Below are 19,427 nucleotides of genomic sequence, written 5' to 3' on the forward strand. Positions count from 1 at the left end.
ATCCGGATTCCTCGATGGGGAACCACGCCCATCATGGCACCGGCGATCTTCGGCCGCCGATCCCCGGATCGTGTCGGCGGTTGATGCGTTCGGTGCCTGAGGCAACACTTTCGGCCAATTCCCGAGCGTCGGCAAGAAATGCGATTGCGGCATCCCGGCCCCGGCGATGTCGACCGGACGATAGTTTTCCCTGCTCACGGCCTTGTGTGGTGGCGTCGTTGACAGAGCGAACTTGATCGATTACCGTCACGATCGATCTTCGCGCGGCCCGCTGGGGCGACCGCTCGACGCGTTCGTCCGGGGCGGATCGCGCCGTCCCCGTCATTGATTCGACAATTGCGTCGGCGTGCTGCCCGCCGCGTCGCACCCCGTTCCTCGACACACTTCCCCGTTCTTTGTCGACATTTCCCGCGAAGGCAGTCGCCCAGGCGTCAGATCCAGCTCGGTCGACACCATTTCGCCGAGGTGGTGGGTGGGGCCCACCCGATCGGTGGACGGGACCCGCCGGTGTGGCCGAAATTGATGCCGAGCGGTCGATAACCGGCGCGGCGGCGTATCGCGAGAACTCCTTGCCTCCCTACGGTGACCTCCGGCACGCGGACGGAGGGAGTCGGGAGCCACCCGAGGGCGCCGTCCGCGCGGACAGGGAGAGTTGACTCGATGCGAGTTTGGAGTCGCGCCGTCGCGGTGCTCGCCGTGGGCGCGGTCGTGGTGGCGGGGGTGCCGGCGCTCGCCGCCACCACGACCGTCACCGACGCCGGCGCCGCCGGGCGGACCGGCGCCCGGGCGATGGGGGGCAGCGCCGCGCTCGGCGCCGCCCGTACGGTCGCCACCAGGGCACAGGTGACGCCGGGGGACACCCGGCTGATGCCGACCACGCCCCGCACCGACACGCCGCGGATCAACAATGGCGAGATCACCGACATCGAGGTGATCGGCAACCGGGTCTTCATCGCCGGCACCTTCACCTCGATCACCAATGTCGGCGGCACGGCGATCGCGCAGCGGTCGCTGGCGTCCTACAACCTCGACACCGGCAAGGTGGACACCGGCTTCAAGCCGACCATCGACGGCGCGGTGGCGGCCGTCGAGGCGTCACCGGACGGGTCGTCGCTCTACATCGCGGGCTCGTTCAACACGATCAACGGGGTCACCAAGCGCAAGATCGCCCGGCTCAACCCGTCCACCGGCGCGCCGGTCGCCGCGTTCACCGCGACCGCGAACGCGCGGGCGACCGCGCTGGCGGTGAGCCCCACCGCGGTCTACGTCGGCGGCCAGTTCGCCACCGTCAACGGGGTCTCCCGCAGCGGCCTCGCCGCGGTCAACCCCACCACCGGCGCGGTCGACACCGCGTTCAACCTGCCGCTCACCGGCGGCATCGGCGTCGGCGGCATGCTCACCGTGCAGCAGCTCAAGCTCACCCACGACCGCAGCAAGCTGCTCGTCGTGCACACCGGCCGCCAGATCGCCGGCCAGGACCGCTACGGGGTGGCGCTGATCGACACGGCCGGCAAGTCGTTGCTGCCGTGGCGGACCCGGCTGTGGGAGGACAACCTCTCCTTCGTCGGCGGAATCCAGCGCGTCTTCGCCGGCGACATCGCGCCGGACGACTCGTACTTCGTCGTCACCAGTGGCTCCGGCGGTGACCGCCCGCCGATCAACGACACCGCCATCGCGTACTCCCTGACCGGAAACGACCACGTCGAGCCGCTCTGGGTCTCCCGGCACTTCGACAGCATCTACTCGGTCGCGATCACCGACACCGCCGTCTACGTCGGCGGCCACTTCAGCTGGCAGGAGTCGCCCACCTCGAACGTGCCCTGGCCCGGCCTGGACAACGTCGGCTACGGCACCGGCCAGGGCCTGAGCGGCTACGGCCTCGGCGACCAGGTGGTCCGCCGCGACCACCTCGGCGCGCTGGACCCGGTCACCGGCACCGCGCTGGAGTGGAACCCCGGCTCCAACTCGTACGAGGGAGAGAAGGCGATGCTCGCCACGTCGCGCGGCCTGCTCGTCGGCGGCGACGGCAACGTCAAGGGCGGCAAGACGACCGGCCGGGTGGCCTTCTTCGACCTGTCCGCCGAGCCCGCGCCGTCACCGCTGGACACCACGATCACCACCCCGATCGAGGGCGCGGTGAAGCAGGCCGGCGAGTCGTTCGACCTCGCCGGGCAGGCGCTGGCCCCGGCCGGCGTGTCGAAGGTCCAGGTCGAGATCATGGACCGCACCAGCGGTCGGTACCTCCAGGACGACCTGACCACCTGGGGCGCGTTCAAGGGCATCAAGGCGACGCTCGCCGAGCCGAACGCCACGTCCACCACGTGGACGCTGCCGGTGTCGCTACCCGCCGGCACCTACCAGATCCAGGCCAAGACGTTCGCCGTCGGCGGGGCCGGCGACACCACCAAGGCGGTCAAGAAGATCGAGGCGTTCCGCTTCGACGATCTGCCGCCGTCGACCCGGATCAGCGCCCCGGCCGGCGGACTGCTCGCCACGCAGAGCTTCGTGGCCAGCGGCACCGCTACCGACGACCAGGGCGTCAGCTCGCTGATCTACTCGTTCCGCACCCCGGACAACCGTTACCTCCAGGACGACGGCAGCGTCGCGGCGGTCTACAACACGTTCCGCGGTGAGCCGGACGTGATCGGTGCGAAGTCCGCCACCTGGCAGTACGAGGTGACGCTGCCGATCGAGGGGCAGTGGAAGATGACCGCCACCGCGGTCGACACCGCCGGGCAGAGCGACCTGCGCGGCGACACCCGGGACTGGACCGTCTCGGCCACCGGCGTCCCGCCGACGGTGGCGATCACCGCGCCGGTGGCGATGACCCCGCCGACCGCCGCCGCGCCGCTGACCGTGGAGCCGGGCGCAACCGTCACGTTCGCCGGCACCGCCACGGACGAGGACGCCCTGCGGTCGGTCGAGATCTACCTGCGCAACAACACCACCCGTGAGGCGCTGGCCGCCGACGGCACCTGGGGTGCCGACTCGGTCGCCGCGTACCACCGGATCTCACCGACCAACCTGAACGCCGCGACGTTCGACTGGTCCTTCACCAGCGTGCCGCTCACCCCCGGGGTGTACGACTTCCGGGTACGCGCGACCGACAATCTCGGCCTGACCACGTCCAACTCCAACCTGGGCCGGCTCACCGTCACCGCGCAGACGCCCGGCGACGCCTTCCCGAACGGGCGGCTCAACTTCACCGGCACCGACCAGAACATCGACCAACTGCACCTCGACCTGTCCGGCACGGCCACCGACGACAAGGGCGTGCGGGCGGTCCGGGTGGCGTTGCGCGACCTGGACACCGGCCGGTACGTGCAGCCCAACGGCACGATGGCCGCCGCGTTCGCCACGGTCGACGCGACGCTCGCCGATCCGGACGCGACGAGCACCGCGTTCACGCTCTCGATCGACCTGCCCACGAAGGGCACCTACAGCGTCGAGGCGTGGGCCGTGGACACGGTCGGCCAGCAGGACGGGAACACCTCCGGCGCCACCGCGAGGTACCTGGTCTACCCCGGTGACCTCGACCCGACGCTGGAGCCGAGCATCACGCCGGTCGAGGGTGAGGTCTACTCCGGCGGTCGGATCGTGGTGACCGGCCGGGCCGTCGACGACGTCGGCATGCAGAAGGTGGAGCTCCAGATCACCAACAGCGCCGGGCAGGGCATGAACGCGGCCGGCACGTTCGGCCGGGCGGGCACGTGGATCGCGACGTTCCTCACCAGCCCGGGGTCCCCGGGGTCGAACTTCGCCTACACGTCCCCGGTCGTCCCGGCCGGCACGTACACGGTGACGATCCGCGGGATGGACAACTACGGGCAGTACCAGCAGCCGCCCCGTACCGTCTCGGTGACCGTCACCGACTGAGCCGTCGTCGCTCCGCGGGCCGGTCCGGCGTCGAATCTCTCGGCGCCGGGCCGGCCCGCGGCCGTCTCGGGCGGACGGCAATCCCTTGAGCACGGTCATCCGGATGGCAAGGCGCATGGCGCAAGGTGCGGGAAAGCGGCAGAAACAGATTGATGCCGGCATATCTTGACTCGTGTTCGACCGGTAGCGCACGGTAAGGAAAGCGGCCGGTAGTGCAGGAGGCGGTCATGCGGTTGAATCCGTTCGCGGGAACGTATCTCACCGATCCGGCCGGCGTCTGGGCCCGGCTGCTGGACCGCGACGGCGGGGTGCACCACGACGAGCAACTCGGATTGTGGCTGGTCACCCGGCATGCCGACGTGCGGCGGGCGCTCGCCGACGTGCGCTCGTTCGGCAACGCGCTCACCCTCGCCCCGGTGTACGACATCTGCCCGGAAGCGCTGGCGCTGGTCGCTCAGATCGATGCGCCACCCACCACCGCCGCCGCCGATCCGCCGGTGCATCCGCGGACCCGGCGGGCGTTGCGGGTGACCTTCGCCAACACCGCGGAACGGGTCGAGCAGCGCTACGGCCGGATCGTCCGTCGCCGGGTGGACGAGCTGGTGGCACGCCTGGCCACCCGGGTCGGGGCCGAGGTCGACCTCGTGCCGGAGTTCACCGCCGAGCTGCCGCTGCTGGTCCTGCTGGACATCCTCGGCGTACCGGCGTGCGACGTGCCGCGGATCCGGGCCTGGGCCGACGGCCAGATCGCCCTGGTCTGGGGGAGCCCGGACCCGGCCGAGCAGGTCCGGCTGGCCGGCGGGCTGCTGGAGTTCTGGCGCTACTGCCAGGACCTCGTCCGGTGCCGCCTCGACGTCGGTGGTGACGACTACGTGACCGAGCTGCTGGCGTACCGGGGCGGCGACGACGAGGTCCTGACCGCCGCCGAGGCCGCCAGCATCGTGTTCAACCTGCTGGTCGCCGGCCACGAGACCACCGCCGGGTTGCTCGCCCACGCGGTGGACCGGGCACTGTCCGAACCGGGCCGGTGGCGGGCGCTCGCGGACCGGCCGGAGCGGGTGCCGGCGTTCCTCACCGAGACGCTGCGGTACACGCCCGCGATCGACGGCTGGCTGCGGGTGACCAACCGGCCGGTCACGCTCGGCGGTGTCACCATTCCCGCCGGGGCGCGCTGCCTGCTGCTGATCGGCGCGGCCAACCGGGATCCGGCGGTGTTCGACCATCCGAACCGGTTCGATCCGGACCGGACGGACGCGCACGACCACCTCTCCTTCGGGCACGGTCCGCACTTCTGCATCGGCGCGGCGCTGGCCCGACTGGAGGCGGGCACCGCGCTCACCCGTCTCGCCGCGGCCCTGCCGGATCTGCGCCCGGCGACCGGGCACGACCGGGTCTTCCGGCCGAACCTGGCGTTCCGCGCGCACCGCACGCTGCCGGTGACCGTCGACGTGGCGGTGCCGGCCGGTCGGCGTCCGGCCGCCCGCCCGGCGGCCTGACCGCGTCCCGATGCGGGTGTCGACGATCGGCGGGAGCGGACACGCAGCGCGTTCACGTCTTCACACCCACGTGCCGGTGGGTTAAGAATGGCTCCCTGCGAACGCCCATTCATCACCCACCCTCGATCTGCTGCCGATGCCGGCCCGGCGTCGCGGAGGTGAGCACATGGATCGCACACCCGCTCCCTCCGCCGCCAGCCACCAGTTCCGTGTCGAGCTGCGCCGCTGGCGGACCCGGCGCGGCCTGACCCAGCGGGCGCTGGCCGAGCGGGTGCGGTTCAGCCGGGAGACGGTCGCCGCGGTCGAGTCCGGCCGGCGGTTCGGCAGCCAGGAGTTCGCCGTCCGCTGCGACGAGGTGCTCACCACCGGCGGCCGGCTGGCCGAGTTGTGGCCGTTGGTCGCGGCGGAGCAGTTGGCGGCGGACGGGCGACGGGGCCCCCGGCCCGGCGAGCCGGAGCCGGTCGGCCGTCCGACCGCACGACGCGACCCGCGCGATCCGCAGGCCGTGGTCGCGGCGATCGACGAGCTGCGGGAGTTGATCGGCCAGGTGCTCGCCCAGCCCGAACCCGAGGGCCCGCCGCCGTCGGCGGCCGGCCGGCGCTGACCGGCCCGGCGCCCAACGCCTCCGGGGCGTCGCCGGTGTCGCCAACTCTGGGTACAGATGCTGGTACGGCCTGTTTGTACCACGGTCGGGTCTGGTCTCGACGCATGGCTTCCGGCGCAATGAACGTGCAATCCGCAAATGCAGATGGAACGTTGCCGATCAGCGCGGGGAGTCAGCAGTGGCGTCGAGCACGAGGTCCCACGCGGCCCGACCCTACCCGACCCGCCGCCGCCGGTGGCGCATCGGTGGCCGCATGCGCCTCATCGTGGCCGCCCCGCTCGTCGCCGTGATGGGCTTCGCCGGACTGGCGCTCACCGAGAGCGCCCGGCAGACCGCCCGCGCCAGCGACCTCGGGCAGCTCGCCCAGCTCGGCGCCGAGGCGGGCGGTCTGGCCCACCGCCTCCAGCACGAGCGGATCGTCGCCGCCGACCTGCTGACCCGGGGCGCTCCGGAGCAGCAGGACGCGTACGCCGCCGCCACCGCCGCCACCGACACCGCGGTCGCCGGATACCGCCGGCAGCGCGCCCGGGTGCCCGCCGGCGACACCGCCGAACGGGCCGTCCTGCCGCGCATCGACGCGGCGCTCGCCGGCCTCGCCCCGCTACGCGCGCAGGTACGCACCGCCGAGCGCGCCTCGGTCTCGGCGATGACCTTCAGCTACCGGATCGTCATCGCCGACCTGCTCGGCCTGCGCGAGAGCGTCACCCTCGGCGTGGTCAACCCGCGGATCGCGGACGGCATCCGGGCCTCCGCCGCGCTGTCCAAGGTGGCCGAGACGGTCGGCCAGCAACAGGTGGCCGTGCTGCGCGCGGTCACCGCCGGCCAGGTCACGCCCGCGTTGCAGCAGGACATCACCGCCGCCCGGACCGGCTTCACCGAGGCGTCGCTGGCTTTCCTGTCCCTCGCCCGGCCGGCTTGGCAGGGCTGGTGGGAGCAGGCCGGCAGCGGCGAGAGCGCCGTGCGGCTGCAACGGATCCTCGACCAGGTGGCCCGGACGGCCGCCGGGGACCGCCTCGAACTGGACCTGGACACCTGGCTCACCGCCACCGGGCAATGGGCGGTACGCCTGGCCGAGCTGCGCCTGCGGGTCGACGGTGCGGTGCTCGACGACATCCGCGCCGCCCACGCCGACCAACGTCGGCGCACCGTCGTGGAGGCGGCGGCGGCCATGCTGGCCCTGCTGCTGACCGCGCTCGTCACCTGGGCGGTGGCCCGCCAGATCACCCGCCGGCTGCGGCGACTGCGGGACGCGGCGAACGCGGTCGCGTACGAGCGGCTGCCCCAGGTGGTGGCCCGGTTGCAGGAGCGGGACAGCGCCTCGGTGGACCCGGACGAACTGGCCCGCAGGCAGGCCCTCGACACGATCGAGGTCTCCGGCGACGACGAGATCGGCGAGGTCGGGCAGGCGTTCGACGCGGTGCACCGGGCCGCCGTGCGCACCGCGGCGGAGCAGGCCGTGATGCGGGCCAACACCCAGGAGATCTTCATCCACCTGAGCCGGCGGGAGCAGCGCCTGGTCGACGCCGTACTGGCCCAGGTGGACCTGGTCGAGCGGGACGAGACCGATCCGGACCGGCTGCACCGGCTCTACGCGCTCGACAATCTCGCCACCCGGATGGGGCGGATCAACGCCAGTCTGCTCGTCCTCGGCGGGGTGGGCGTCGGGCGGGTCCGCCACCACGACGTGCCGCTGCCGCAGGTGCTCCAGGCCGCGCAGAGCCAGATCGAGCACTACGCCCGCATCCGCCTCGGTCTGGTCGACGGCGACGTGGCGGTGGCCGCCGAGTCGGTCGACGAGGTGGTGCACCTGCTCGCCGAGCTGATGGAGAACGCCACCGGCTACTCGCCGCCGGCGACCGAGGCGTGGGTGACCGGCCGGAGCCTCGGCGACCGGGTGATCGTGCAGATCAGCGACGAGGGCGTCGGCTTGCCCCCGCACCGGCGGCAACAGCTCAACGACCTGCTCGCCCAGCCGCCCGCCATCGACGTGGCCACCGTCCGGGCGATGGGCCTGGTCGTGGTGGGGCAGCTCGCCATGCGACTGGGCGCCGCCGTCCAGCTCCGGTCCGGGCCGCGTCGCGGCACCATCGCCGAGGTGGCGCTCCCGGCCGCGTTGATCCGGTCGTTGCCCCCCGAGGAGTTCCTGCTCACCCCCGAACGGCCGTCCCGCCGGGCGGCCCGCAACACGGTCGCCTCCCCGGCCGGGCGGGCCCCCGTCGTGTCCGCCGGCCCACGGCCCGCCCCGCAGCCGTGGGCCGGCGGTCCGGCCGCCGACCGGGCGCTCCCGGTCGCCCCGGTCTTCCAGCCGGTGCCGGCCGGCGCCGGCGACGCGCCCACCGAGGAACTGGTCATCTTCCACCAGGTCAACCACTGGTTCCAGGCGGACCGGCCGGACGGCGACGGCCCGTCCTGGTCCGGCCCCGCCGACGACGCCTGGCGCACCGCGGCGCGTGCCGACGAGCCCCGGGTCGCCGGCACCACCACGTCCGGACTGCCCCGGCGGCAGCCGCAGGAGCACCTGGTGCCCGGCGGCGTGCCGGCGTCCCGCCCGACCAACGAGCACCGCGACCCGGCCCGGGTGGCCACCGCGATGGCCGCGTACGCCCGCGGTGTCGCCGGCCGCCGGCCCAACCTGATCACCCACTGACCCGACAAGGGAGTGCACGTGACCGATCACCAGGATCTCGGCTGGCTGCTGGACGCCTTCGCCGAGCGCGCCACCGAGGTCACCCACGCGATCGCCATCTCCAGCGACGGGCTGATGGTGGCCGCCACCCGTGGCCTCCCACCCGACCGGGCCGACCAGTTGGCGGCGACCGGCAGCGGGTTGGTCAGCCTGCTGCGCGGCGCGGCGGCGTTCTTCGACGCCGGCGCGGTGATCTCCAACGTGACCCAGTTGGAGGGCGGCTTCATGTTCTCCATGGCCTTCAACGACGGCGCCTCACTGCTCGTGCTGGCCGACCCGCAGTGCGACGTCGGCAAGGTCTCCTACGAGATGACCGAGCTGGCGAACCGCATCGGTGACGCGCTCACCCCCGCGGCCCGGGCGGCGTTGAGCCGCAGCCGCTGACCGCCGGCGTCCCGCCGGATCCGCACCCCTGACACAGGAGAGACACCATGTCCCTGACCCTGCCCGGGCGCAGTCGTGCCCGCACCGCGGCGCTGCTCGCGCTCGTCCTGCTCGCCGCGCCCGCCTGCGCCGACGACGGACCGTCCGCCGGCTCCGGCGGCCCCGTCAAGATCGGTCTGCTCGCGTCGCTCTCCGGCACCTACCAGTCGGTCGGCAAGGACATCCGCGACGGCTTCCAGCTCTACCTGTCCGCCCACGACGGCAAGCTCGGCGGCCGGCGGGTCGAGCTGGTCGTCGCGGACGAGGGCAACGGCGCGGCGACCGCCGTACCCGCCGCCACCAAGCTGCTCAAACAGGACCGGGTGGTGGCGCTGACCGGCATCGTCGGCGGCGGCTCGGTGGCCGCGGTCTATCCGCTGCTCAAGGAGACGAAGGTGCCGTTCGTCGGGTCCAACGGACGGCCGGAGCTCAAGGACGTGTCCCGGGTCTGGCACACCTCCTACCTGTCCGACGAGCCCGGCCAGGCGATCGCGGCGCACGTACGCGAGGACGTCAGCGGCAGCGTCTACGCCATCGGCCCGGACTATCAGGGCGGCTGGGACGAGCTACGCGGCTTCACCGAGGCGTTCGCCTCCGCCGGCGGCAAGCTCGCCAACCCCGACGGCAAGACCACGTTCACGCCGTTCCCGGCGACCACCAACTTCACCCCGTACTTCGCCCGGATCAAGGCGTCCGGGGCGGACGCGGTCTACACGTTCTACGCCGGCAGCGCGGCGATCGACTTCGTCAAGCAGTACGCCCAGTCGGAGATCAGGGACGTACCGCTCTACGCCGCCGGCTTCCTGACCGAGGGCGGGGTGCTCGACGCGCAGGGCGACGCCGCGCGGGACATCTACTCGGTGTTGAACTACTCGCCCGACCTCGACAACGCGGAGAACCGGTCGTTCGTGGCCGCCTGGAAGGCCGAGCACGACGGCTCCCCGACGACCTACGCGATGGCCTCCTACGACGCGGCGGCGGTGCTGGACCGGGCGATCGCGGCGGCCGGCGACGACGCCACCCCGGAGAAGATCAACGCCAGCATCGGCCAGCTCGGGCAGATCAGCAGCCCGCGCGGCACCTGGCAGTTCTCGCCGACCACCCACGCGCCGGTGCAGAAGTGGTATCTGCGCCAGGTCCGCCCGGACGGGCGGGCGCTGTCCAACACGGTGGTCGGCGACCTCGCCACCGTGGGGGGCTGACCGGCGTGCCGATCGACCCGTACGTCGTCCCGGCCCTGGACGGGGTCGCCTACGGGCTGCTGGTGTTCGTCGCCGCGGCCGGGCTGGTGCTCTGCTTCGGCGTGGCCGGCATCCTCAACCTCGCCCACGGCACGCTCTTCGCGATCGGCGGCTACACCGCCGCCGCGCTGCTGGACGGCGGGTGGCCCAGCCTGGCGCTGGCGCTGGCGGTCGGCGTGACCGCCGCCACCGCCGCCGGCGTGCTCGTCGCGGTGCTGCTCACCCGGGTCGCGGCGGCCGGGCACCTCACCCAGGCGCTGCTCACCTTCGGCGTCGCGCTGGCCGGTGGCAGCCTGCTCGTGGCCGCGTTCGGCCCGGACGACCCGCCGGTACGGGTACCCGCCGCGCTCGACGGGTCGGTCGCGCTCGCGGGTCACCGCTACGCGGCGTACCGGCTGGTCTTCATCGTGGTGGCCGGGTTGCTCGCCGGCCTGCTGCACCTGGTGGTGCGCCGCACCCGGGCCGGCATGCTGGTGCGGGCGGCGGTCGACGACGCCGAGATGGTCGCCACGCTCGGGGTGAGCCCGGCGGTGGTCCGGGTCGGTGTGCTGGCCGCGGCCGGCGCGCTGGCCGGGGCCGCCGGGGTGCTCGGCGCGCCGATCATCCGCCCGGGGCCCGGCACCGCCGACGCGGTGCTGCTGCTCTCCCTGGTCGTGGTGGTCCTCGGCGGCCTCGGCTCGATGACCGGCACGCTGCTGGCGGCGCTGGCGGTCGGCCAGATCCAGACGCTCGGCGTGGCGCTCGTCCCGTCCGCCGCCCCGTTCCTGCTTTTCGCCGCCATGGCGGTCGTCCTCGCGGTCCGGGCGCGCGGCCTGGCCCCCGCGCGGAGGGCGACGTGAGGGAGCGGGCGGTGCGGGTGCTGCGTCCGGTGGCCGGCGCGGTGGTGCTTGCCGGGCTGGTTGCCGTGCGGTCTGGTCGCGGTGCGGTGGGCGACGTGCGGGAGCGGGCGGTGCGGGTGGCCGTCGCCGTGGCGGTGCTTGGCGGCTTGGCCGCCGTGCCCTGGGCGGTGGACGACTACACCGTGGCGCTGCTGGCCCGCACGCTGGCGTTGGGCCTGGTCGCGGTGAGCGTCGCGCTGCTGACCGGCGTCGCCGGGCTGCCCACGCTCGGGCAGACCGCGCCGTACGCGGCCGGCGCGTACGCCGGCGCGGTGGCCGGCGGTCAGCTCTCCGACGTCGGGCCGGTGCACCTGCTCGTCGCGGCGGCGGCGGGCGCGGCGCTGGCCGTGGTCGCGTTGCCGCTCGTGCTCCCAGCCCGGGGGGTGGTGCTCCTGATGATCACGCTGGCGATCGGTGAGCTGGCGGTGGTCGTCGCCGGGCGGTGGACCTCGGTGACTGGCGGCACCGACGGGCTGGCCGGCATCGCCCCGACGCGCCCGTGGTGGGGGCTGCCGGTGCTGGCCACCGACCGGGCCCGCTACCTCTACACGCTTGTGGCGGTCGCGGCGCTCGCCGGCCTGGTGCTGCTGGTGCTGCGGACCCGCGTCGGGTTGCTGCTGCGCGCCGGCCGCGACGACGAGGCGCGGCTGCGGGCCAGCGGGCACCGCGTGCCGGCGCACGTGGCGGGCGTCCACGTCGCCGCCGGCGCGATCGCCGGCGCGGCCGGCTCGCTGCTGGTCACCGCCCAGCAGTACGTCTCGCCGGCCGACTTCGGCTTCGACACCTCCGCGCTGCTGCTGCTCGGTGTGGTCGTCGGCGGCACCGCCTCGGTCGGCGGCGCGCTCGTCGGCGCGGTGCTCGTCGTCGCCGCCCGGGACTGGCTGTTCGGCGCGCTGCCGGGGCAGGGGCCGCTGCTGCTCGGGTTGGCCTTCGTCGTGGCCGCGCACCTGCTGCCCACCGCCCGGTCCGCCCGGCCGGCGGCCCGGCCCGACCGCCCGGCCACCCCGGACGCGCACCCCGCCGAGGCGGAAAGACGCGCCGCCACGACCGGGGTACGCGCGTGACGCCCCTGCTCACCGCCGAGGCGGTCACCGTGCGCTACGGGTCGCTCGTCGCGTTGGACGCGGTCGACCTGCGGATCCCGCTCGGCCAGCGACACGCGCTCATCGGGCCGAACGGCGCGGGCAAGACCACGCTGCTCGACGTGGTGGCCGGCGCCACCCGACCGACCGCCGGTCGGCTCCGGCTGGCCGGGCGGGACGTCACCGGGCTCGGTCCGGCCGCCCGGGCCCGGCGCGGTGTCGGCCGGATCCACCAGCGTCCCGCCGTCTGGGGTTCGTTGACCACCCGGGAGAACGTGCTCGTCGCCGCGCTGCCCCGGGCCGAGCGGCCCGGTCGGTGGCATCCGGCGGCCCGGCGGCGGGCGGCCGGGCGCACCGCGGACGCGCTGCTGGACCGGGTGGGCCTCGGCGGCCTCGCCGCGACGCCCGCCGGGCAACTCGCCCACGGGCAGCGCCGGCAACTGGAGATCGCCGTGGCGCTCGCCGGCCGGCCGCGTCTTCTGCTGCTCGACGAGCCGGCCGCCGGGCTGTCCACCGTGGAGGCCGGCTGGTTGGTGGAGTTCCTGCGCGGGCTGCCCCGCGCGGTCGCGGTCCTGCTCGTCGAACACCGGCTGGACCTGGTCTACGCGCTCTGCGACACGGTCACCGTGCTGCGCGACGGGCGGACGCTCGCCACCGGGTCGCCCGCCGAGATCCGCGCGTCCGGCCCGGTCCGTCAGGCGTACGCGGAAGGGGTGACGTGATGCTGCGGATCGAAGCGCTCCGCGCCGGCTACGCCGGTGGCACGGTGCTGCACGAGGTGGATCTCGACGTGCGGCCCGGCGCCGTGCAGGCGGTGGTGGGCCGCAACGGCGCCGGCAAGACCACGCTCGTGCACTGCGTGGCCGGCCTGGTCCGGCCGCAGGCCGGGCGGATCGAGATCGGCGGCGTGCCGGTCGCCGGCCGGCAACCGCACCGGATCGCCCGCGCCGGGGTGGGGCTGGTGCCGCAGGGCCGGCGGGTCTTCTCCCGGCTGACGGTGGCCGAGCATCTCGTCCTGGCCGCCGCGCCGTGGCGGGCGGCGACCCCGGGCGGGGAGGGCTGGACCGTCGCCCGGGTGCTGGAGCTGCTGCCCCGGCTCTCGGCACGGCTGCGGCACCGCGGCGACCAGCTCTCCGGCGGCGAGCAGCAGATGCTGGCGATCGCCCGCGCCCTGCTCGGCCAGCCCCGCGTGCTGCTGCTCGACGAGCCGTGCGAGGGGCTCGCGCCCGACCTGGCCGTCCGGGTCCGCGACCTGGTCGGCTCCCTGGCCCGGGCCGGCATGACCGTGCTCCTGGTCGAGCAGCAGCTCCGGTACGCGATCGAGGTCGCCGACCGGATCGCCGTGCTGGAGTACGGCCGGGTGGTCTACGACCGGCCGGCCGACGAGTCCCGGGCCGACCCGGGCGCGGTGGCGGCGCTGCTGAGCGTCGCCGCAGTCGCGGAGCCACCGGCTCCCCGGCCCCGGCCCGGGTTGGCGGCAGCCCCGGGCGCGCGAACCGAACGACCGCGACAGGAATGAGGAGCGATGCCGACCGACACCCCCGAGACCGACCACGCCCCCGAGTCCGACCACGCCTCCGAGTCCGACCACGCCTCCGAGTCCGACCACGCCTCCGGCACCGACTACGCCTTCGACACCGGCGCCCCCGACGCGGTGCCCCAACTGCACGCGCTCGAATCGTTCCTCGATCCGATCACCACCGGCCGGATCGCCGCGCCGCTGCTCGCCCCGGGCAGCCGGTGCTGGGAGGTCGGCGCCGGCGGTGGCTCGGTCGCCCGGGCCATGGCCGCCACGGTCGGCCCGGCCGGCCGGGTGCTCGCCACCGACCTCGACCTGACGCACCTGCGCCCGGCGGGCAACCTCGACGTACGGCGGCACGACGTGCGTCACGAGCCGCCGCCCGGGGACGACTTCGACCTGGTCCACGCCCGGCTGGTGCTGCTGCACCTGCCGGAACGGCGCCGGGTCCTGCGTACCCTGGCCGGCGCGCTCGCCCCGGGCGGCTGGCTGGTGGTCGAGGAGTTCGACTGCACCGCGCCGCTGCGGGTGCTGACCGCGCCCAGCGACGACGCGGCGAAGCTCTTCGCCCAGGTGACGGACGCGATGCTCGGCATCCTCCAGAGCCACGGCGCGGACCTGGCCTGGGCGCAGGACGTGCACGCCGAGCTGGCGTCGGCGGGCCTGGTCGAGGTGGACAGCGTCAGCCACGCACGGAGCTGGCCCGGTGGCTCGCTCGGCATCTCGCTCTACGGCACGAACTCCCGGCAGCTCGAACCGGAGCTGCTCGACGCCGGGCTGTCCGCCGGCCAGTTGGACGCCTTCCGCCGGCTGCTGCGCGATCCGGCGTTCGCGGCGATGTCGTACCAGTTCGTCTCGACCCGGGGTCGGCGGCCCGGCCCGGGACGGCGATGACGCCCCCGCGGGCCGGCGGTCAACGCAGCGGGCCGTCGCCCGGGCCGAACGGATCGTCGACGACGTGCACCGCGGCCTCCTCGGCGCTGGCCGCGCCGCCGTCGATGCCGACGTCCCAGGCCACCGAGTCGGCCTGCTCGTCCTCGCCGAAACCCTGGTCGTCGGCGACCAGGCGACCCGTCCGCGCCTCCCGCTCGTAGCCCCGGCGGCTCAGTTCGTCCTCGTCGTCGGCCGGCTCGGCGTACGGGTCGACGTCCGGCTCCTCCTGGGCGAGCAGATGCGCGAGCGAGTCGCCGGCCCGCTCCTCGGCGGGCGTGGTGCCGAACCGGTTCGCCGCCGTCCAGCGGTCGGCGGCGGCGATGCCGGTGTCCAGCGGGTCACCGCCCCGGTCGTCGAGGGTGTCCGAGGCATCAAGCACGCCGTCGTCCTCGGCGACGTTCCATTCGTCACCGACCTGCTCGGCCTGGCTCATGGTGGACCCCTTCCCGGTCATGTCCTGCTCCGCCATCTCAGCGCAGAAATCCCGTCGACGGAAGGGCCCGTGGCCGCCGGTGGTGCGGATGGGCAGCCAGGGGTGCTTCACTGGACGCCATGCCCAACCCCGCGATCCTCACCGTCGACGACGACCCGGCCGTCTCCCGGGCGGTCGCCCGCGACATCCGGCGCCGCTACGGCGACCGCTACCGGGTGGTGCGGGCCGACTCCGCCGAGGCGGCCCTGGAGGCGCTGCGCGAGTTGAAGCTGCGCGGCGAGCAGGTGGCGGTGCTGATCGCCGACTACCGGATGCCGCAGATGAACGGCATCGAGTTCCTCGAAGCGGCGATGGACCTGTTCCCCGCCGCCCGCCGGGTCCTGCTCACCGCGTACGCCGACACCGACGCCGCGATCAACGCGATCAACGTGGTCGACCTCGACCACTACCTGCTCAAGCCGTGGCACCCGCCGGAGGAGAAGCTCTACCCGGTGCTGGACCAACTCCTGGAGGCGTGGACCGCCGGCGGGACCACGGCCGCGCCGGAGCTGCGGGTGGTCGGGCACCGCTGGTCCGCGCCGTCGTTCACGGCCCGCGACTTCCTGGCCCGCAACCTGGTGCCGTTCCGCTGGGTGCTCGCCGACGAGCCGGAGGGCGCCGAGTTGCTCACCGCCGCGGGCGTGACCGCGAACGACGTACCCCTGGTGGTGACCGCGGACGGCAAGTCGCTGGTGCAGCCGACGGCGGCCGACCTGGCCGCGCAGGTCGGGCTGGCCACCACGCCGGCCGCCGACTTCTACGACCTGGTGGTGGTCGGCGCCGGCCCGGCCGGCCTCGGGGCGGCCGTCTACGGCGCCTCCGAGGGGCTGCGGACGGTGCTGATCGAGCGGCGGGCCACCGGCGGGCAGGCCGGGCAGAGCAGCCGGATCGAGAACTACCTCGGTTTCCCGGACGGTGTGTCCGGCGCGCAGCTCACCGACCGGGCCCGCCGGCAGGCGTTGCGCTTCGGCGCGGAGCTGCTCAGCGCCCGGGAGGTGGTGTCGCTGGAGAACGCCGGCGGGGCGCGGGTGCTGCGGTTCAGCGACGGCAGCAGCGTCGCCGCGCACACCGTGGTGCTCGCCACCGGCGTCTCCTACCGGATGCTGCCGGCGCCGGGGCTGGCCGAGCTGACCGGTCGTGGCTGCTTCTACGGCTCGGTGGCGAGCGAGGCGCCGAGCTGCTCCGGGGCGGACGTCTACATCGTCGGCGGGGCCAACTCGGCAGGTCAGGCCGCCGTCCACTTCTCCCGGTACGCCCGCCGGGTGCACCTGCTCATCCGCGGCGACGACCTGACCCGCTCGATGTCCAGCTATCTGATCGACCAGATCGCCCGGATCGACACCATCGAGGTCCACCCGTGCACCGAGGTGGTCGGCGGTGCCGGCCAGGAGCACCTGGAGCGGGTGACGCTGCGCGACATGCGCACCGGCGAGACCCGGGAGGTGGACACGTCGTGGCTGTTCGTGTTCATCGGCGCGGAGCCGCACACCGACTGGCTCGACGGCGCGGTGGTCCGGGACGGCCGGGGCTTCGTGCTGACCGGGCCGGACCTGACCCGAAGCGGCCAGCGGCCGGCCGGCTGGTCGCTGCCGCGCGACCCGTACCACCTGGAATCCAGCATGCCGGGCGTGTTCGCCGCCGGTGACGTGCGGGCCGACTCGGTGAAGCGCGTCGCCTCGGCCGTGGGTGAGGGCGCGATGGCGGTCTCGCTCGTGCACCGATACCTGGAGGCGCAGTGAGCGACGACCGGCTCACCGCGGACGAGGGAGGCAGTATGACCACCGACCGGCTCGCCCCGGACGAGCTGCGGCAGCTCTTCCTGTTCGAGTCGCTCACCCCGGAGCAGCTCGCCCATCTGGCCGAGCACGGCCGGGTGGAGCGGCGCCGCGCCGGCGAGGCCGTCTACGTCGAAGGCGAGCCGGCGAGCTGCTTCTACGTCCTGCTCGACGGCACCGTGGCGATGCACCAGCGGGTGCAGGGCGACGAGGTGGAGGTGAGCCGCACCAGCCACCGTGGTGTCTACGGCGGCGCCATGCAGGCGTACGTCGGCGACCCGGCCGAGCAGCGCTACCGCAACAGCCTGCGCGCGGTGACCGACGTCGCGGTGTTCGCCCTGCCCGCCGAGATCATCGCGGACGCCATGCGCGGCTGGTTCCCGATGGCCACCCACCTGTTGGAGGGCCTGTTCGTCGGGATGCGCAACTCGCAGACCATCGTGGGGGAGCGGGAACGGCTGCTGGCCCTGGGCGCTCTCTCGGCCGGGCTCACCCACGAGCTGAACAACCCGGCGGCGGCGGCCGTCCGGGCCACCGCGGCGCTGCGCGGCCGGGTGGCGAAGATGCGGCACAAACTCGCCATGATCGCCGACGGCCGGCTCGACGGGCGGCGCCTGCACGACCTCGTCTCGTTGCAGGAGGAGGCGGTGAAGCGGGCCGCCGCCGCGCCCGCGCTGTCGCCGCTGGCCGCGAGCGACGCCGAGGACGAGCTGGCCGACTGGCTCGACAACCACGGCGTACGCGGGGCGTGGGAGCTGGCGCCGACGCTCGTGGCCGGTGGCCTCGACACCGGCTGGCTGGCCCAGGTCGACGCCGCGGTCGGCGGCGACGACCTGGAGTCGGCCGTGCACTGGATCACCTACACCATCGACACCGAGCTGCTGATGGGCGAGATCGACGACGCGGTCACCCGGGTCTCCGGGCTGGTCGGGGCCGCGAAACAGTATTCCCAACTCGACCGGGCGCCCTACCAGACGGTGGACGTGCACGACCTGCTCGACGCCACGCTCGTCATGCTCCAGGCGAAGATCCCGGCCGGCGTGCGGGTGGTCAAGGAGTACGACCGGAACCTGCCCGCCGTCGCGGCGTACGCGGCCGAACTCAACCAGGTCTGGACCAACCTCATCGACAACGCGCTCGCCTCGATGGCCGGCGTTGGCACGCTGACGGTGCGGACCGGGCGCACCGACGACCGGCTGACCGTCGAGATCCGCGACACCGGCCCGGGCATCCCGCCGGAGGTCCGGCCGCGCATCTTCGAGCCGTTCTTCACCACCAAGGCGGTCGGCGAGGGCACCGGTCTCGGGCTGGACATCTCGTACCGGATCGTGGTCAACAAGCACCACGGCGACATCCGGGTGCAGTCCGAGCCCGGCGACACCCGGTTCATGGTGCTGCTGCCGTTCGCTTCCGCCTGAGCCGGCGCGGGCCGTTGGCCTGACCGCGGGCTTTGGGTGCGCCTGTGGTCGCCGGGGCGACGACAACCGCACCCAAAGGCGTGGTGCAGTCAGAACAGCGTGGCCGGGCCGACCGGCGTCGGCTCGGGCAGCGGCGTCAACTCGGGCAGGCGGGCGCGGACCTGGTCGTGGAACCGGCGGGCCAGGTCGGGGGCGTCCGTGTTGTCGGGCGTGTGCACGAACACGGTCGGCGAGCGACCCTCGCGCAGCCAGCCGGTGACCACGTCCAGCCACGGCTGCCAGCCCGCCACCGTGGCGGCCGGGTCGTCCCGGCCCAGGTAGCGCACGATCGGCCGGTCGGTCAGCGCCTCGGTGCGCAGTGGTAGGCGCGGCTTGCGCGTCCACGCCTCCCGCTCCGCGTCGCTCGTCGGCGGCGTGCGGAAGAACGCGGTGGTGTCGAACGGGATCCACTCCGCGTCCGCCCGGCGCAGTGTGGCCGCCAGCGCGCGGGCGGCGGCGTCCTCGGTGAAGAAGGCGGGGTGGCGGACCTCGACCGCGTACCGGTGGGTGGCGGGCAGGGCACGCAGGAACCGGTCCAGATCGGGCACGTCGCTCGGGCCGAACGAGCCGGGCAGTTGCACCCACAGCATGTGTGCCCGTGGCCCGAGCGGCTCCATCGCGTCCAGGAACGCCCGCAGTTCGGCCTCACCGCCGGTGAGCCGGCGCTCGTGGGTGACAGCCTTCGGCAGCTTCGGCAGGAAAACGAAGTCCGGGTCGGTCTGCTCGGCCCAGGACGCCACCGTCTCCCGGGACGGCGTCGCGTAGAAGGTGGTGTTCCCTTCGACCGCGTCGCACCAGCCGGCGTACGCCCGAAGTCGCTCGTGCGTCGGCAGGAGCCGTCCCGGCCAGGCCCGATGTGTCCACATGGCACACCCGACGTGCAGTCGCATCCGACCCCCTCCCGGCCGGGCCCACCGTATCCGACCCCCTCCCACCGCCGCTCGTGCCCCACCCGGCTCGCGGATCTCCTTGATCACGGCCTCAG

The 19,427-nt window shown here is 74.0% G+C and carries 15 protein-coding genes; 13 read left to right on the forward strand and 2 right to left on the reverse strand.

The features are described from left to right. Window positions 1-660: 660 nt before the first annotated feature. From O7613_RS04890 to O7613_RS04940, 11 genes are all read left to right on the forward strand, one after another. Entirely contained in the window at window positions 661-3,876 is a 3,216-nt protein-coding gene (locus O7613_RS04890) for an Ig-like domain-containing protein (protein WP_282292382.1), read from the forward strand. A 227-nt stretch (window positions 3,877-4,103) separates the two neighbouring features. Further along, complete coding sequence (locus O7613_RS04895) at window positions 4,104-5,372, forward strand: cytochrome P450 (protein WP_282292385.1); 1,269 nt, start codon at window positions 4,104-4,106, stop codon at window positions 5,370-5,372. Between the two features lie 166 nt (window positions 5,373-5,538). Beyond that, the gene (locus tag O7613_RS04900) at window positions 5,539-5,976 is read left to right on the forward strand and encodes a helix-turn-helix transcriptional regulator (protein WP_281583987.1); all 438 of its coding nucleotides are present in this window, start codon (window positions 5,539-5,541) and stop codon (window positions 5,974-5,976) included. A 253-nt stretch (window positions 5,977-6,229) separates the two neighbouring features. Continuing rightward, a complete protein-coding gene (locus O7613_RS04905; protein ID WP_282292387.1) occupies window positions 6,230-8,623 on the forward strand; it encodes a nitrate- and nitrite sensing domain-containing protein in 2,394 nt (797 codons plus the stop codon). Between the two features lie 18 nt (window positions 8,624-8,641). Then, window positions 8,642-9,046: a roadblock/LC7 domain-containing protein gene (locus tag O7613_RS04910; protein ID WP_282292389.1), complete on the forward strand. Its 405-nt coding sequence runs from the start codon at window positions 8,642-8,644 to the stop codon at window positions 9,044-9,046. A gap of 47 nt (window positions 9,047-9,093) precedes the next feature. Then, window positions 9,094-10,287 (forward strand): ABC transporter substrate-binding protein, encoded by a 1,194-nt coding sequence (locus tag O7613_RS04915; protein ID WP_282292390.1) that lies wholly within the window; start codon window positions 9,094-9,096, stop codon window positions 10,285-10,287. Between the two features lie 5 nt (window positions 10,288-10,292). Then, window positions 10,293-11,165: a branched-chain amino acid ABC transporter permease gene (locus O7613_RS04920; RefSeq protein WP_282292392.1), complete on the forward strand. Its 873-nt coding sequence runs from the start codon at window positions 10,293-10,295 to the stop codon at window positions 11,163-11,165. Then, window positions 11,162-12,268 (forward strand): branched-chain amino acid ABC transporter permease, encoded by a 1,107-nt coding sequence (locus O7613_RS04925; RefSeq protein ID WP_282292393.1) that lies wholly within the window; start codon window positions 11,162-11,164, stop codon window positions 12,266-12,268. Before O7613_RS04920 ends, O7613_RS04925 begins: the two co-directional genes overlap by 4 nt. Then, window positions 12,265-13,008, forward strand: coding sequence for an ABC transporter ATP-binding protein (locus tag O7613_RS04930; protein WP_282292394.1), 744 nt, complete (start codon window positions 12,265-12,267; stop codon window positions 13,006-13,008). Before O7613_RS04925 ends, O7613_RS04930 begins: the two co-directional genes overlap by 4 nt. Next, window positions 13,008-13,805, forward strand: a complete 798-nt coding sequence (locus O7613_RS04935; protein WP_282292395.1) for an ABC transporter ATP-binding protein — start codon at window positions 13,008-13,010, stop codon at window positions 13,803-13,805. Before O7613_RS04930 ends, O7613_RS04935 begins: the two co-directional genes overlap by 1 nt. Before the next feature lie 6 nt (window positions 13,806-13,811). Next, complete coding sequence (locus tag O7613_RS04940) at window positions 13,812-14,699, forward strand: methyltransferase domain-containing protein (protein WP_282292396.1); 888 nt, start codon at window positions 13,812-13,814, stop codon at window positions 14,697-14,699. A 19-nt stretch (window positions 14,700-14,718) separates the two neighbouring features. Here O7613_RS04940 and O7613_RS04945 read toward each other — a convergent pair whose 3' ends face one another. Then, on the reverse strand, window positions 14,719-15,192 hold the full coding sequence (locus tag O7613_RS04945; protein WP_281583979.1) for a DUF5709 domain-containing protein: 474 nt from the start codon (window positions 15,190-15,192) through the stop codon (window positions 14,719-14,721). A 98-nt stretch (window positions 15,193-15,290) separates the two neighbouring features. Here O7613_RS04945 and O7613_RS04950 point away from each other — a divergent pair, with 98 nt between their 5' ends. Next, complete coding sequence (locus O7613_RS04950) at window positions 15,291-16,949, forward strand: FAD-dependent oxidoreductase (RefSeq protein ID WP_282292397.1); 1,659 nt, start codon at window positions 15,291-15,293, stop codon at window positions 16,947-16,949. Between the two features lie 35 nt (window positions 16,950-16,984). After that, window positions 16,985-18,403 (forward strand): ATP-binding protein, encoded by a 1,419-nt coding sequence (locus O7613_RS04955; RefSeq protein WP_282292399.1) that lies wholly within the window; start codon window positions 16,985-16,987, stop codon window positions 18,401-18,403. 89 nt (window positions 18,404-18,492) lie between these two features. Here the strand turns inward: O7613_RS04955 and O7613_RS04960 are convergent, their stop codons facing one another. After that, the gene (locus O7613_RS04960) at window positions 18,493-19,308 is read right to left on the reverse strand and encodes a DUF72 domain-containing protein (RefSeq protein ID WP_282294482.1); all 816 of its coding nucleotides are present in this window, start codon (window positions 19,306-19,308) and stop codon (window positions 18,493-18,495) included. Between the last annotated feature and the right edge of the window lie 119 nt (window positions 19,309-19,427).

It is taken from the genome of Micromonospora sp. WMMD975 (assembly GCF_029581215.1).
Classification (GTDB): Bacteria; Actinomycetota; Actinomycetes; order Mycobacteriales; family Micromonosporaceae; genus Micromonospora.